The organism is Streptomyces sp. NPDC026673, from assembly GCF_040638135.1.
Lineage (GTDB): Bacteria > Actinomycetota > Actinomycetes > Streptomycetales > Streptomycetaceae > Actinacidiphila.
Genome location: NZ_JBEZXR010000035.1, coordinates 1 through 14,819 on the forward strand (window position 1 = coordinate 1; position 14,819 = coordinate 14,819).

The 14,819-nt window shown below is 66.2% G+C and carries 9 protein-coding genes, 1 tRNA gene and 1 pseudogene; 6 read left to right on the forward strand and 5 right to left on the reverse strand.

Annotated elements, in window-relative coordinates; all coding sequences use genetic code 11:
* The first annotated feature begins 280 nt into the window (after positions 1-280).
* The 3 genes from AB0F62_RS23170 to AB0F62_RS23180 all read left to right on the forward strand — a co-directional run bounded on the left by AB0F62_RS23170 (position 281) and on the right by AB0F62_RS23180 (position 3,912).
* The gene (locus AB0F62_RS23170; protein ID WP_361802139.1) at positions 281-520 is read left to right on the forward strand and encodes a hypothetical protein; all 240 of its coding nucleotides are present in this window, start codon (positions 281-283) and stop codon (positions 518-520) included.
* 537 nt (positions 521-1,057) lie between these two features.
* Entirely contained in the window at positions 1,058-3,061 is a 2,004-nt protein-coding gene (locus AB0F62_RS23175; RefSeq protein ID WP_361802142.1) for an LpqB family beta-propeller domain-containing protein, read from the forward strand.
* A 419-nt stretch (positions 3,062-3,480) separates the two neighbouring features.
* Positions 3,481-3,912 (forward strand): hypothetical protein, encoded by a 432-nt coding sequence (locus tag AB0F62_RS23180; RefSeq protein ID WP_361802145.1) that lies wholly within the window; start codon positions 3,481-3,483, stop codon positions 3,910-3,912.
* A gap of 243 nt (positions 3,913-4,155) precedes the next feature.
* On the opposite strand, the gene AB0F62_RS23185 is transcribed toward AB0F62_RS23180, so the two are convergent.
* A tRNA-Ser gene (locus tag AB0F62_RS23185) sits at positions 4,156-4,225 on the reverse strand.
* Between the two features lie 253 nt (positions 4,226-4,478).
* A complete protein-coding gene (locus AB0F62_RS23190) occupies positions 4,479-5,306 on the reverse strand; it encodes a hypothetical protein (RefSeq protein ID WP_361802148.1) in 828 nt (275 codons plus the stop codon).
* Positions 5,307-5,989: 683 nt separating this feature from the next.
* Here AB0F62_RS23190 and AB0F62_RS23195 point away from each other — a divergent pair.
* The 3 genes and pseudogenes from AB0F62_RS23195 to AB0F62_RS23205 all read left to right on the forward strand — a co-directional run.
* Positions 5,990-6,682, forward strand: a complete 693-nt coding sequence (locus AB0F62_RS23195; protein ID WP_361802151.1) for a hypothetical protein — start codon at positions 5,990-5,992, stop codon at positions 6,680-6,682.
* A 259-nt stretch (positions 6,683-6,941) separates the two neighbouring features.
* Entirely contained in the window at positions 6,942-7,295 is a 354-nt protein-coding gene (locus tag AB0F62_RS23200) for a VOC family protein (RefSeq protein ID WP_361802154.1), read from the forward strand.
* A gap of 117 nt (positions 7,296-7,412) precedes the next feature.
* Positions 7,413-7,907: pseudogene (locus AB0F62_RS23205) on the forward strand (site-specific integrase); the annotation flags it as partial.
* 198 nt (positions 7,908-8,105) lie between these two features.
* On the opposite strand, the gene AB0F62_RS23210 reads toward AB0F62_RS23205, so the two are convergent.
* The 3 genes from AB0F62_RS23210 to fxsT all read right to left on the reverse strand — a co-directional run bounded on the left by AB0F62_RS23210 (position 8,106) and on the right by fxsT (position 14,686).
* Positions 8,106-11,381, reverse strand: a complete 3,276-nt coding sequence (locus AB0F62_RS23210) for a tetratricopeptide repeat protein (RefSeq protein ID WP_361802157.1) — start codon at positions 11,379-11,381, stop codon at positions 8,106-8,108.
* Between the two features lie 314 nt (positions 11,382-11,695).
* Positions 11,696-12,223 carry a hypothetical protein gene (locus AB0F62_RS23215; protein WP_361802160.1) on the reverse strand — a complete coding sequence of 176 codons (528 nt, stop codon included), beginning with the start codon at positions 12,221-12,223 and terminating at the stop codon, positions 11,696-11,698.
* Positions 12,224-12,346: 123 nt separating this feature from the next.
* Positions 12,347-14,686: an FxSxx-COOH system tetratricopeptide repeat protein gene (gene fxsT, locus AB0F62_RS23220; RefSeq protein WP_361802163.1), complete on the reverse strand. Its 2,340-nt coding sequence runs from the start codon at positions 14,684-14,686 to the stop codon at positions 12,347-12,349.
* Positions 14,687-14,819: the final 133 nt, after the last annotated feature.

Consider the following 14,819-nt stretch of genomic DNA (forward strand, 5'->3'; position numbering starts at 1 on the left):
AGCGTAGAGAACTCCATGATCACTTTGGCTCGTGCCTGCTCTACTTCCGGGTGCCTGCCATCAACTCCACACCCGCCTACTGCCGAGCCCTCTAAGCCTCCCGGCTTCCTACCGTGCCTTCATCACCACGGTAGGCAGCGGGGGCGCGGGTCCCTGTTACGGGCTGTTCCGGTTCGGCAGTGACGTATGGGCACGTCAGCAGGCCGACCTCGGAGAACGCTGGGCAGACCTGCTGGCCACTCCGTTCCCCCACACCGACCGCTTCCAGCCGTGGCCCGACGTGACGTCCTGTCCACGGCACGCTCCCGAGGACGAGTACTACGACCCCTGCTGGTTCACCGGCTCACTCGTCCTCGCCGAGATCGGCTGTGCCTCCTACTACCGCCTCGTGGTGACCGGCGACGCCCGCGGACAGGTCTGGTCGGATCACCTCAACTCCGACCAGGGACTCTTCCCCGGACCGGACTTCCACGACTGGTACATGCATTGGCTGGAGAACCCGGGCGCCATCGGCACATGACGCCTTCACCGCTCACAGCGAAGCACGCGTGTCGGCTCTTGCCGGGCCAGGATCGCGAACTTCCCCGGCAAGGGCTGCCGGAGTTGCCGGGGCGGGCCGATGAAGCGATGCAGGCGGCCGAGCACACCTGCGCTTGGATCCGACGGGGGCAGGCGGCTGTTCGCCACCGTGGCAGGCCGCCGCCGTGTCGGGCGCCGTGACGCGATGGTGTCACGCGCCGGCGTTCGGCGTGGAATGTCAGAAGTCGCTCATCAGGCCATCCACTCCTCGTGGTCTCGATGCCGCCCCGACCCCACGGATGAGAACTCGTCCTCGACGCCGGCCACTGCTCCCAACCGCCGTGGCGCTTGGGAGATCGGACTGCCGGCAGGCGGAAAGGGCCGGCCCTCCTCACGCTCTTCGCTCCTGTTCCCCCGCCTTCACAGCCGCCGGGACCTGCACTAATGTGTCGCCGCCGCCGTATGGACGAAGAACACGACGCCGTCCGTGCACCTCGTGGAGAGGTCCGGCGGCCATTCATTGACATGTGGGGGCACATTGAACACATCAACGCGCCGCGGATTCGCGGCGCTCACGACCGTTGCCGCGCTCGCGGCCGGTCTCGTCGCCGGGCTTCCGGGCCAGGCGACCGCCGACACCGCCGGCTGGCCGGCCGTGGAAGGCAAGCTGCTGTACACCGACGTCGGCGGCAACATGTTTCTCGTCAACCCCGACGGGTCCTCACACTCCCAGTTCTACCCGACCGGAAACCAGGGTGCCTGGTCCGCCGACGGCAGCCAGATCGCCTACGTGAACGGCGACTACATGCACACGGAATGGGCCGGCCAGGAAGCAACCGGTTCCAGCATCCCCATGCCGGCGGGCAGCGGCTGGCATCCGGCCGATCCGACGTACTGGTACGGCGGCGGCGACATCGTCTTCACCGCCGCGGGCCGGCTGCGGGTGACCGCGGCCGACGGCACCCGGACCCCCAAGGCCCTGTTCGGCACCGACGTCGACGGCTGCGACTCCAAGCCCAGCGGCGCGGTCAACGGCATGCTGGCCTTCGTGCGCACCGGCACGAGCTGCGCCACCGCCGGCGCCCCGGCCGTGTGGGTCCACAACGGCCGGACCGGGGCGTTCACCAAGCTGGCCGACGACGCAAAGGACCCGAGCATCTCCCCGGACGGCCGGTCGGTGGCCTTCACCCGCTCCGTGGACGGGTACGAGCAGCTGTTCACGGTCAAGACCGACGGCACCGGGCTGACCCAGGTCACCACGGACGCCACCGACCACAACCGGCCCGCCTGGTCGCCGCAGGGCGACCGGATCGCCTACGACAACCCGGACGGCCCGCAGGACGCCCAGGTGTGGATCCACGACCTCGGCACAGGCACGGCCACGCGGGTTTCCCAGGGCGACGGCCTCAATGTGGCCTGGCAGCCGATCAGGGACAACGCGATCTCCCGGGTCTACGGCTCCGACAGCTACGACACCAACATCGCGTCGTCCAAGTGGACGTGGAACACCGTCGGCACGAGCGCGCCCGGCCTGGCCAACGCGGGCGCTGCCGTCCTCATCAGCAAGTCGAGCCCGTCGTACGCCACCACCGCGACCTCGCTGGCCGGCAAGAAGCGCGGACCGGTGCTGATGACCTCCGGCACGTCCCTGGACTCCTCGGTGCAGACCGAGCTGAAGCGCATGCTGCCCAAGGGCAAGACGGTCTACCTGGTCGGCGGCACCGGCATCCTCGGCAGCTCGGTCGCGTCCAAGGTGACCTCGCTCGGCTACGTCGCCAAGCGGCTGTCCGGCACCTCGCGCTACTCCACCTCGGTGGCCGTGGCCAAGACAGTCACCAGCGCGCCGAAGTACGTGTTCCTGGCCACCGGAAACGACTACCACAACGCCCTCGCGGCCAGTGCCGCCGCAGGCTCCATGGGCACCTCGGGGACCGCGGTCGTACTGGTGACCGACGGCTCGACCATGACCGCGTCCGTGTACGGCTACCTCAACAAGTACCGCCCGAGCACGACGAAGATCATCACCGTGGGAGTCGACGCCGAGTCCGCGCTGTCCAAGGCCTACAAGGCGGGCAAGATGCCCAGCTGGCCCAGCAAGTACAGCTACTACCGGGTCGCCGGCAGCACTCCGGAGTCGAACGCCAGTCAGCTCGCCCAACTGTGGTGGTCGCTGCCGTCGAACGCCGCAGTGGCCTCCGTGGACAGCTGGCGCGGCGGGGTTTCCGCGGCATCGGCGATGACCACCTACGGGCCGCTGCTGTGGACCGACGTCACCTCACTGCCGTACGCCACCAAGAACTACCTGATGCGCAGGTCGGCGAGCATGAACCACGTCGCCGTCTTCGGCGGCACAGGCTCGGTCGACGCGGCCGTCCTCGCCAAGATCGGTACCTCGATCAGTGTCGGCAGCCACTACACCTACACCCCGTACTACAAGGGAGCAGCCCCGCAGAGCCTGACCGCGCAGCCGCAGTCCGCCGACGGCAACAAGCCGGCTCCCAGCCCGGACCTTGCCCCATTCCGGATGACGGCCGAGAAGTAGCCCGCCGTGCCTGGGCCGCCCACAGCTGCGGCCCAGGCCATGGCTTGTCCCCCAAGCCGCATCACGGAAGGCGCGTGAACCAACGGTCGGTTGGCCTGTCGGGGACCTGCCGGGAGAAGGCATCCGCCGGGCCGTGCAACCACGCCGGCAAGCAGTCCGCAGGCTGACCCGAGCCTTGTGGCGGGGGTCTACCCATGACGACGAGGGCACTGCAGCGTCCGCCTGAGCCGAAGCCGGGGCACACCTGGGCGCGGCCTGCCGCGTGATCGCCATGCGCTGGTGCGGTAGCTGTCCGGGACCTCCCTATGGCTGGCTGCAGTCGCGGGCCAGAAGGATTGTGGTGATGCTGTCAGGGAGGCGTGGTCTCCTTCGCAGGTGCGTGTGCGTCGGTTAACTGCGCGGACAGGAAGGCGGCAGCCATGACAGCGATGCCCAACGCACAGCAAGGACACGGAGGGCCCGACAGCGGCAAAACGCTCAGCGGCGCGTCCCTGGCCGCCGGGGCCCTGCTGATGCTCAGCGGCCCACTCAGCATCCTCATGGGCGCATCCGGCATCGCACAGGACACCGTGCTCGCCTCCTCGTCCCAGTACGCCTACCGGTTCGACCTGACCACCTGGGGCGTGATCCACCTCGTTGTCGGAGTGGCGCTCGTCATCGCCGGCCTGGGAGTCCTGACCAACCAGAGCTGGGGCCGCGGGGCAGGTGCAGCGGTGGCGGGGATCAGCCTGATCACCCAGTTCATGTTCGTTCCGTACTACCCGGCATGGGCTATCCCCGTGATGGTCCTCGACCTCATCATCGTGTTCGCCCTGACCCGGTTCCATGTCGGAACCAGCGGCGGCCACTGAACCCCAACGGGATCGTTGCCAACACGCATGGGCCAACCTTCTCGGCCGTGACACTGTCTCCCGCACACAGGCCCGGTTCGTTGCGGCAGATGAGAGCCGGGATGCTGGTCCACACGTGGTCCAGAGAAGCTGGTAGAGAGCGTGTCCGAGTGAGACGGCGCGAGACGGCGAACTGATTCGTTCGCGCGCAGCAAAACAGCCCCTGCGCTGCGTTTCCGCAGATCAGGGGCTGTGTTTCCACTGTGGCGGCGCCAGGATTCGAACCTGGGTAGGCTAAGACGACGGATTTACAGTCCGCGTGAGGTAACCCGCCTGGCCTGGTTCTTGTTCGGCCTGCTGCCCATCTGCCCCACCGGCACCCCACCAGCGACTCCGCAGTGACTCGTGACCTCTTGCGATCATCACTGGTGTTCCGTACGGCCCCGCCCGCTACGCCTCGGCCTGGATGCGACCCCACCGACCGCCGCCAAGCTGACCGCCGTGGCGGAACGCGGGCTACGCGGTCTGACGGGGGGCACGCTGACGACGGCCGAGGGCGGCGAGATCCCGACCCTGTGCTGAGGACGTCAGCGCACGTCGACGTAGTCGGCCGCGCTGGTGGCGACGCCGGTCGTGGAGTTGCCGTAGTACACCCAGCGGTAGGAGCCGTCGACCGTGGCGGTGACCGTGGCCTTCAGACCCCCGGTGCTGCTGGTGGTGGCCTTCTTGACCGTCTTGAAGGTGTCGGTGCCCTTGGCGCGGAACTGGAGGCTGACCGTACGGCCGCTGTAGGCGTCGTACTTCTTCGTGCTCCAGTTCGCCCGGGTCACCTTGCCCGTGACCGTGATCGACTTGCCCTTGGTGACCGGCTCCGGCGAGGCGTTGGTGGTGGCCCTGGCCGCGCGCTTGAGCTGGGCGGTCGTGGACCGCGTCTCCAGTTCCCCGGTCTTGAGGCCGCCGTCAGCCTTCCACAGCCGCAGCGAGACGCCGACCTTCCAGGTCGTGGCGTCGCTGTTGGAATCGACGTGCTCCTGGCTCGGGTGCGGGTCGATGTAGAGGTTGCCCTCGCAGCGAGCGTGCTTGGAGTCGATCTCGTAGCAGGTGTAACTGCCCGGCTGGATGAAGTTCTCCCCGGTGTCGGCCGCCGTCTTGATGCTGCCGCGGTAGAGGAAAGGGTAGGCGTCATAGCGGGAGGGGTCGGCGGTGCTGTACCCGGAAGGCAGCGCGATGTTGAAACTGATGGGCGGCTCCACCTCCTTCGACGTGCCGACGACGATCAGCTTGCCGTTGTTGATGACGATCTTCGACACGGTGATACCGGTGTCCGCCGCCTGAGCCGCCGGCGCGTTCAGCGCTGAGAGCCCCAGCGCCCCCACGAGCGTGGCCACCGCGACGGATCGTCTGCCTGTCTTCATTTACACCTCTTCAGGAGGATGCCATTACAAGAGGCGGCAGCCTATCTGACGAGTTCATGACCTCTAGCCCCTGACCGCCCAGCTCACCGCCCCGCAGCCAATCCCTCCCGCAGCTCCTCATACGCCAGCTTCCCCCGCAGCCGTACGCCGACGTTCAGACCAGCCATACTCGCGGGCAACGGTGATCTTGCTGACGAGCAGCGACGGTTCGGCCAGTTCGGCGTCCGCTCACAAGCCCTCTTCCGCGTCAGTCGGCAGGGTGATGGTGCCAGCGGTGGTCTGGCGTCACGGGCCATGGACACCGTTCCAGCGTGGTGCCGGCTTTACAGACCGCGCGGCCCATCGGGTCTGACCTGGTCGTTTCATCTAACGCCGCCGTGCCGTCCCACAGCAGCCCCAGAAATACTGTTCTACGTCGATGGTGACTGCCTTAGTGTGGATCTCTCCCGTCCTACGTGAGCTGTCTTCCACGTTGCCCCCTCTCTTGGCGGCACCTGGGGAAAGCGGGCGAGGTGCGGCGGTCACTGGCGGTCTGGCCACTCGGTGACGCCGCCGGCCGGCGCTTCGGCACGAATTGCGGGATCAGGGATGCCATCGAATGTGGATGCCCGGGACGGGGCATGGGGGTACGACCAGGCATGGGCGTTCGCAGTATCGGAATACGAACCATCGTTGGCGCGAGCGTGACGGCCGCCCTGACGCTCACCACCGCGTGCGGCGGGGGCGGAGAGGGCGACACCGCAGGTCGCAGGACGACATCAGCCGAAGCCGAGAAGAGGCTCAGCCAGCAAGACCTCGACCGCCTGGCACTGAATACACACGAGGTCCCGGGCTACACGGCCAAGGCCGTCACAGGGAAGGGGGCCCCGGTCGACCACGACATGCTCGCGACGTACCGCGCCGTCACACCCGCCACCTGCCGACCGGTCTACGCAGCTGCCGATTTGGGCAGTCTCCACGACTTCTCGGCCAAGGTAGAGGGGGATGTCGTGTCAGACTCCGACGGGCTCGCGCATCACGCGAGCGTCGGTCTGACGTCCTACACCCGCCCCGACGCCCTCAAGGTCATGGCCGAATTGCGCGCCGCGCTCCCCCTCTGCACGACCGCCTCGATGCTCCCGTCCGCATCCCACCCGGGCGCCGGGCTGGGATATTCCGGTACCCGCGGCCGGTCCGCCGGCGATTACGGCGACGACTCCATCGCCTTCGACACGACCCAAGTCATCGCCGAGGCGGGCGGGGGCCCCACGATCCCCCTGACCGTTCTCGTCGTCCGCAAGGGCTCCACCGTCGCCGCCTTTGCGTCCCTCAACCCGACCCAGCCCCCGGTTATCCCCGAGAACATCATCGAAGCTCAGCTGAAGAAGCTGGGGTGACAGTCACTCACACACGCGGCACTAGCCGCGCCGGCCGCAACAGCCACCCGTCGCCGACGTCACCAAGCTGGATCAACTAGGTGAACAGGTGAGGTGGTGTCCCCTGGAGTGGTGTAGCAGCGATCACTTCTCGCGACTTGCTGCTACCACACCGCGCTACTACACCGCTCTGCGGGACACGATCCGCACACCGGACCGGCGGTCGACGGCAGTCACCCCCAGCCCTGGCAGCCAGCCGACCCTGTTTATGCTCACGCCCATGGCACTCGAATGGGAACAGATCATCGTCGACTCCTCCGACCCCATCGCCCTCGGGCGCTGGTGGGCCGAGGCTCTCGGCTGGGTAGTGGTCGACGAATCCGAGGAGATCATCGAGATCCGGCCTGAGCCGGACCAGATGCCGGGGCTGCTCTTCGTTCCTGTCCCCGAGGGCAAGACGTCGAAGAACCGGCTCCACCCCGACTTCCGCCCCGACGACCAGGAGGCCGAGGTCGCCCGGCTGCTCTCCCTCGGTGCCCGGCGCGCCGACACCGTGCAGGCCGAGCAGCACTGGGTGACCCTCCTCGACCCGGAGGGCAACGAATTCTGTGTCCTGGGTGAGCGGAAGAGCTGAGCGGGGCCGGGCAGCCGTTCGGGCCGAGGTGCCGGACGGTTTCGCCCACCCGCAGGTGCCCCAGCAGCTGTTCGCCGACCCGGCTACACCACTACACGGGACATGACCGACCTCGAAGGGTGGGGCACGCTCCACCTGGATGGTTCACGGCCGCGCGTCGGAAGCTCTTGGACCGACTCCGGCACCGCCCATGACGAGCGTGGACTGAAGTGGCGCCCCCGCAAGGACGTGCGGCACGTCCCTATCCCGCCCGGCTTTGTGGTCATGCTCCGCGAGCACCTGGACCCGTACGGCACCACCCCCGACGGCCGCCTGTTCCGGACGGCCCGCGGTGGCCTGATGCAGGAGAGCGGCTACGGGGAGGTCTGGGCGCGGGCCCGCAAGCAGGCGCTGTCACCCGAGCAACAGGCGTCACCTCTGGGCGCCCGCCCGTACGACCTGCGGCACGCCTGCGTCTCTCTGTGGCTGAACTCGGGGGTGGACCCGGTGGAGGTCGCCCGACGCGCCGGCCACACGGTCGCAGTGCTTCTCAAGGTATACGCCAAGTGCTTGGACGGCGCTACGGCCATGGCCAACGCCCGGATCGAGGCCGCGCTGAAGAACTGGGAGTGATCGCCAACCCTGCCCCACACATGCCCCACAAACGCTGGTCAGCACGCGGTTTCGGGAAGTGGGACTAACCAGGCATGTCGGGCACCCCTTCGTCCACAAAAAAGAACCCCCGTTGCGCTGCGTTTCCGCAGGTCAACGGGGGTTTCTCCCAGTGTGGCGGCGCCAGGATTCGAACCTGGGTAGGCTAAGCCGACGGATTTACAGTGGGCCCTTCTCACCCCTGCGACCTGCACTTTCCCCATCCGCTCCCTCGTTGGGGGACGCACGGGGGATAGGGGTCGACTGGGCACTGCCCGCGTGGTGAGCATTGGCGAGCGCGATCCGGACTTTCATCGTGCGAGGGTGCTGCGGACCAAGCGCTCGCTCACAGTCGGCAAGTTTCCGTCTCAATAGGGGAATTGCCCGCTTGCGATCGCCCACCGCTAGGTAGGCTGAAATCAACTCGCTACGCGAGTCGAGAGTAATAGGGTGATGCGACCCCAGGATCTTGGCCGAGTCAGCCAAGACTTTCTTCAGCGGCGGGATCGCTTGCTTGGGAGAGCCAATCGCTCGGTAGGCCCGGGCCAAGCTATATCGCGTGGCAACGGTGACAGGATGTTGGGACCCCAACGTTCTTGCGTGTTCAGCCAATGACACCTCAAACAGGGGGATAGCTCGCTCTAGATCACCCATCTCTTGGTAGGTCAAGGCTAGGTTGCTACGTGCAGCATAGGTGTCCGGATGATCAGTCCCTACGATGCGTTCAAATTCACTGAGCGCCTTCTCGTAAAGGACGGCGGCGCGCTCCAGATCGCTGGCCTCACCGTAGGCGTGGGCCAGATTATTATAGGATGCAATTGTCTTGGGGTGGTCAGGCCCCAGGACGCGTTCGCGATCGGCCAAGGTCTGCTCAAGCACCGGGATTGCCCGTTCTGGATCACCAGCTGCCACATAGGCATTACCCAGGTTATTGCGTGAGGTAAGTGTATCCGGATGCTCTGATCCCGAAATCCGCTCTCGGTCCGACAGAGTTTTTTCATAGAGCGGAATCGCGCGCTCTACATCACCGGATTGACGGTAGGCGTAGGCAATGTTATTCCGCGCCAGGAGCGTCAAAGGATGATCTGACCCCAGAACGCGTTCATAGTCGGCCAACGACTGCTCGAAGAGTGGAATAGCCCGGGTCGACCGTCCGGCTGCTTCGTACGCGTAAGCAACATTGTTCCGCGCCATAAAAGTCTGCAGATCCTCAGGCCCCATTAGCTTCTCATGATCGGCCCAGCACCGCTCAAGAATAGGGATTGCCCGCCTCATGTCGCCTACATTTCTATAGGCCATGCCGAGATTGTTCCGGGACATAAGCGTTCGAGAGTCGTTCGGTCCCAGTACTCGTTCACTAACGACCAACGCTTTCTTCAGTAGCCTGATCGCGCGCCCCCAATCGCCCGCGTCTTGATATGAGACAGCGAGGCTGTTCTGATAAGTCAACGTGTCTGGGGCCTTTGGACCTGAAACTCGATAGGAGTCCGCCAGATTCTGTTCCAGGAGAGGAATCGCCCGCTTCAAGTCACCTGTCGCGTTATAAGCCAGGCCAAGGCTGTTCCGATTGGAGAGCACGGCGACGTCGTCAGTACCCAAGAGCGCTTCTAGCTTTTGGCCACGCCGAAAATATGCGTTTGCGGCACTTGCGGGTTGTCCAGTTTCGTAGTCGTAGCCAGCAACTAGGCCAAGCAGGTTCAGCGACACGGGGGTACCAAGGTGCTCGGTCAGCACACGTGCGTGTGGAATGATCTCGGCTAGCTCGAGATAAGCAGGCTGGTCCCCAGGCTCCATTAGGGCGAGCGTGGCAGCGGAGACTACCTCGCGAATGGTGTCAATTTCGTCCCGTGGGTCGGGTTGCAACGTCAAGGTACGACTCACAAGGGCGTGCAGAAGCCAGGCGCCAGCTGGGTCACCGGTCTGCCGAATTAGAGACCGGCGTTGTGCATGGCTCAATGCACGACGGCTGGTGCGCTCGGCGGTTCGCATGTCGGTCTCAAACATGGCGCCGGTGATAGCGGTCAACAAGCGGCTTGGGATGGGAGCTGACGCCAAGGTGGCAGCTGCACGCAGTACAGTGAGGGCCTCAGCGTCAAGGTGACGCAGGCTTCGTCTAAAAGTGGCGGCGATGTCCGCAGTGTGGTCGGTAGGGACTTGGAGGTAAAGGTCGTCGACAAGTTCCTGAAAGGCGTCACCATGTTGGGTGTCGTCGAGTTCGTTAAGGAGGTCGCTGTAGGTCAATCCTGGCTGGTCTTCCAGGCATCCGCGGGCCAAGTCGGTGGCCAGAGCATGACCGCCGAGCCGGGTAACCAACGCCTGGGCGGCATCCTCTTCCTGTGGGGCAGCGGCCGGGCGAGCGCTGGTCAGGAGTTGGTAGGCCTCATTCGGACTGAGAACATCAAGATCGATCCTAGACAGACCGTAGCCACGCCAACGAGTGGTGAAAAGCGTACGACCTAACGGATGCGGGGCGGCTAGTTCCCGCAGGGTAGCAGGCGTGAGATAGCCAGGTAGATCGTCGACAATCCAGAGACAGGGTTCTTCGGCGATCTCGATGTGTCGGCGTGCGGCTTCGCGGATTTCATCGGGCGCGTGCTGTCCGGGGTCAATACTCAGCGCGCCGGCGACCTGTTGGTAGTGCTGGGCAATTACCTCGTTGTTCAGGGCATCTGCGTCAATCGCAGCCGACCGGCCGGCGGGCTGGGCGCTGGTTGTCTCGGGGGCATGGCTGGCAGCGGCCGTGAACCAGAAGATTCCTCCTGGGTAGAACGATGAGAATCGGCGCGCATACTCTTCGGCTAGCAGGGTCTTGCCCACACCGCCGAGCCCCATGACGACGGCTTGCCCCATGCTCGCCTCATTCTGGGTAGCAGCGTATTCATGTGCATGGAGCTTACTGTGCACATCCCAGAGCTCGGATGCCCGACCAACGAAACGTTCGGACCCAAGATGCTCGTTTGGACGCCACACCGGTCGCAAACTCTGAACGGCTTCGCCGAACGGCCCAGGAGACTCAGTCAGCCGCTCTCGGACTCGCTCGACCAGGGTAGCTACTGCGTCCTCACCGGAGACATCCAAATAGCGGGCGTCGGCCAATTCTACTGGCTGGATATGAGTAGGAGATTGTTCCGGATTCAAGACGGCGATTCGTTTACCTGGCTGCCCTAAAGCTGCGGATACTCGAAAAGCAGTCAACAGCTCCCATTGACAAGCAGGGCGCAACGGATAGGTCTTTGAATAGTAGGCTACGAAGAGACGGGCATTGGACAGAGCTTTGCGAATCGCTGGCGTGATCCCGTCGAACTCATCAATCCGTTGATCGTCCAGGAAGACAGAGAGTCCGGCTGCACGTAGAGCAAAGACCAGAGGAAGAACTCGGTCCCGATCCGCCCGTGCATAGCTGAAGAACACCTCGTCCGACTCATCGTTCAGCATGCCTTGCCTGACGCTTGCCACGCTCCGCCTCCTGATTCGTGATTGCCGGGCACCCAACACTGACGGTCAGTCACAGACGTTTAGAGTAGCGACTCATAGCGCTGCGTTCGGCGGGTTGGGCCTGCGACCGGCTACTCGACAGCACCTCCCCGTCTCCTCCACGAAACCGGCGTTGGCCTCGTCGTGGTGGTCCTCGCCCAGGACACGGCGGCGGGGGGCCAGGGTGACCTCGGTGAGGGTGCGGGCGCCGGCGTGATCACCGGTGTCGCCATGAGCGCGGGCCCGCTCTAGCCCTGGTGGCGGGCTCTCGGGTGAGCGACCGGAGCTCTCTGTCGTCAGTTTTCGGGGACGGCTTCGAGGAGGTTGGGCACACCGCAGGCGGTGGCGAGGAGGTCCGCGTAGGCGGTCAGCGTGGTGCGGGCGTCACGCAACGCGGTGCGGAGCTCTCCGGCCTTGGGCCAGGCCTGTTCGTGTTCGCGGCGGGAGCGGTCGGCGGGGCGGCGGGTCTCCCAGTCCTCCAGGGCGGGGTGCCAGGAGGCCAACAGGGGGCGTAGGCCGTAGTTGAGCATGGCCACGGCCAGGTAGCCGAAGTTGTACTGGCCGTTCTTCTTGGGTTCGGCGACGTCGGGGCCGTACTTGCGCAGGACCTCGCGGGTGGTGTTGAACAGTGAGTACAGGCTGCTGAGCGCTTCTCGCAGCAGCCCTTCGTCCTCGCGGAGCGGCACCACTGAGACGCGGGTGACCAGTTCGACGTACAGCTCCCAGGCCGCGCGCCGTTCGGTGTCATTGGGTTCCCACGTGCCGGCGATCTCCAGCACCTTCAGGTTGAGCTTGACCTCTACGCTCTTCGGCGCCCGCACCATCGTCCACTCCCTCTCCCGACGCCCATAACCTGAAGGATGCGCTCCTCACGGTCACCGTATCGGCAAGATTGCGGACGACGCGGCAACCTCAGAGCCATCAAAGAAATGGAGCCTGACGTGCCTCTATCCGAGGCCGTCCAGCACACGGGCGGTGATCAGGGTGTTGGGGTGGTCGTCGCCCAGGACACGGCGCCGCCGGGCGAGGGTGTCCTCGGCGAGAGTACGGGCCTGTTCGGTCTCGCCGAGCGCGGCCAGGTCGATGGCGAGGTTGTGGGCGGTGGTCAGGGTGTCGGGGTGGTCCTCGCCCAGAACACGGCGCCGCCGGGCGAGGGTGTCCTCGGCGAGAGTACGGGCCTGTTCGGTCTCGCCGAGCTCAGCCAGCCGGATAGCGAGGTTGGATGCGGTGGTCAGGGTGTCGGGGTGGTCCTCGCCCAGAACACGGCGGCGTCGGGTCAGGGTGTCCTCGTTCAGGGTGCGGGCCTGTTCGGTCTCGCCGAGCTCAGCCAGGCAGATAGCGAGGTTGGATGCGGTGGTCAGGGTGTCGGGGTGGTCCTCGCCCAGAACACGGCGGCGCCAGGTCAGAGTGTCCTCAGTGAGGGCGCGGGCGGCGGCGTGGTCGCCGGTGTCCCTGTGGGCGCGGGCCAAGTTGTTGGCGGCCCGCAGGGTGTCGGGGTGGTCGTCGCCGAGGGTGCGGGTCCATGTCTGGTGGAGGTGCTGGAGGCGTTCTAGAACGTTGTGAGGTTGGCCGCGGTCCATCAGGTACCAGCACGCTTGACGAGCCGCGTAGCGTGCTTGGGGGGTGGTGAGGTCGGTGGGGTCGATGGTCAGCAGGTGAGGCAGTAGGTCGGGCCAGCGCGGCCAGGTACTGGGGTCGGCGGCCTGGCCGGGGTAGGCGGCGGCAAGGAGACGGCTGGCATCCTCGGCGGCTTGGGTGTGCTGGTCGGGGGTGAGCTGGTCGCGGAAGACGGCTTGGGTAAGGCGGTGCAGTTGAACGGTGCCGGCGTTGATGCGGGCCAGGCCGTGCCGGTCCAGGGCAGTCAGCACCCGTTGCACTGTGCGGGGGCCGACCAGGATTCGGGTCACGGCGTTGTCGCCGGGGTCGCCGGGTGGGGTGCAGGCGTGGAGGGGGAAGGGGTCGGGGGCGAGGAGTGCGCAGGCGCGGAGTAGGGCGGCGGCGTCGGGGTCCTGGTCGGTCAGGCGCTGGGTGCTGATCCGGATCTGGCCGGCCAGGGAATGCGGATAGTCCAGCGGGGCGCCGTTGTCGGTGGCCTCGGCAGCATTGGCGGCGAGCTGGTACAGGTACTGGTCGACGGTGAACGCGGTCAGTGATTCCGCGGCCTGCACCAAAGCAAGCGGCAGATCCTCCAGCGCTTCCGCGATCCGGTCGGCATCCGTGTCGCTGAGGTCCGGGGTGCGGGCACGCAGCAGAGCGACGGCCTCCGGGCGGGGCAGGGTGTCGACATCGACGGGGACGGCGAGGCCGTGCCAGCGGGGGTTGCGGGACGTGATCAGCACATGCCCCGGCCCGTCGGGCCGATACGGCGCAAGGCCGGCAGGATCTTCGGCGTTGTCGAAGACCAGCAGCCACCGCGACCGCCCCCGCAATTCTCTCTTCAACCCGAGCAGTGCTCCGTCCGCAGGGGTGTCGGGGTGAGCGGCGCCGGTCTCTACCGCGAGGGCGGCGAGCAGGTCGGGGATGAGGACAGGGTCTTCGGCGTTGATCCACCAGGCCAGTTCGTATTCGTTGCTGAAGCGGTGGGCGTATTCGATAGCGAGTTGGGTCTTGCCGACCCCGCCCCGGCCTTTCAAGGCCAGCACCGCCACCGTCCCGGCACCGACCAGCCGCTCCCGAGTTTCGATGAGTGCCTCGTCGCGGCCAGTGAAGCCCGCGTTCCGCCCGGGGATGTTCCACACTCGCGGCAGGGCACTGCCGGGAAGGCGTGGCCCGGTCGCCCCCGCCCGCTGTAGCCTGCCCGCCGTTCCATCCTGTTCCGGAAATCCCGGGCGCGTCGTCGGGACGCCGGTCGGGCCGCGCACCGCGCCCAGCAATGCCTCCCGGGCCGCCGCCTCCCCCCGGCCGAACAGATCCTGGTAGATCAGCGGCCTCAGGATGGGCGGGGCGGTCACCTTCTCGATACGCAGCGGAACCATCTTGTCCTTGGCGGCCAGCACTGCCGTCCACTCCAGGGTGGTGAACCGGTCGGAGTCGAAGTAGGCGGCGGAGAGCAGCGCGACCATCCGGCTGCCCTGTTTCAGGGCGTGGTTCATCCGCAGGATGAAGTTCTCTCCGGCTCCCCAGTGCCAGGTGTCCAACTCGACGTCGTAGCCGGCGTCTGTGAGGTGCCAGGCCGCCCACTCCGCCCACGCTCGATCCGGCGTCGCGTAACTGACGAACAACCGCTTGCCGCCAGCAACTACAGAGCCACCGCTGTCCACGCCGTACCCCCGACCGACCTCACCCATGTGCCACCACCGAGGCTAGAACCACCACCCCCCACCCCGCCCCCACTTCGCCACGCAACACCCCAGCACCGACCAGAGCAGGCGGCGACCGAAAACCGCTCGCCCTGCACATACGGTCCACAACCCGACTCCG

What these genes read in the sequence shown, in the direction of transcription:
- AB0F62_RS23180 (WP_361802145.1), top strand. Translation starts at nt 3,481, where the DNA reads ATGACAGCGATGCCCAACGCACAGCAAGGACACGGAGGGCCCGACAGC.
- AB0F62_RS23190 (WP_361802148.1), bottom strand. Translation starts at nt 5,306, where the DNA reads ATGAAGACAGGCAGACGATCCGTCGCGGTGGCCACGCTCGTGGGGGCG.
- AB0F62_RS23200 (WP_361802154.1), top strand. Translation starts at nt 6,942, where the DNA reads ATGGCACTCGAATGGGAACAGATCATCGTCGACTCCTCCGACCCCATC.
- AB0F62_RS23215 (WP_361802160.1), bottom strand. Translation starts at nt 12,223, where the DNA reads ATGGTGCGGGCGCCGAAGAGCGTAGAGGTCAAGCTCAACCTGAAGGTG.
- fxsT (WP_361802163.1), bottom strand. Translation starts at nt 14,686, where the DNA reads ATGGGTGAGGTCGGTCGGGGGTACGGCGTGGACAGCGGTGGCTCTGTA.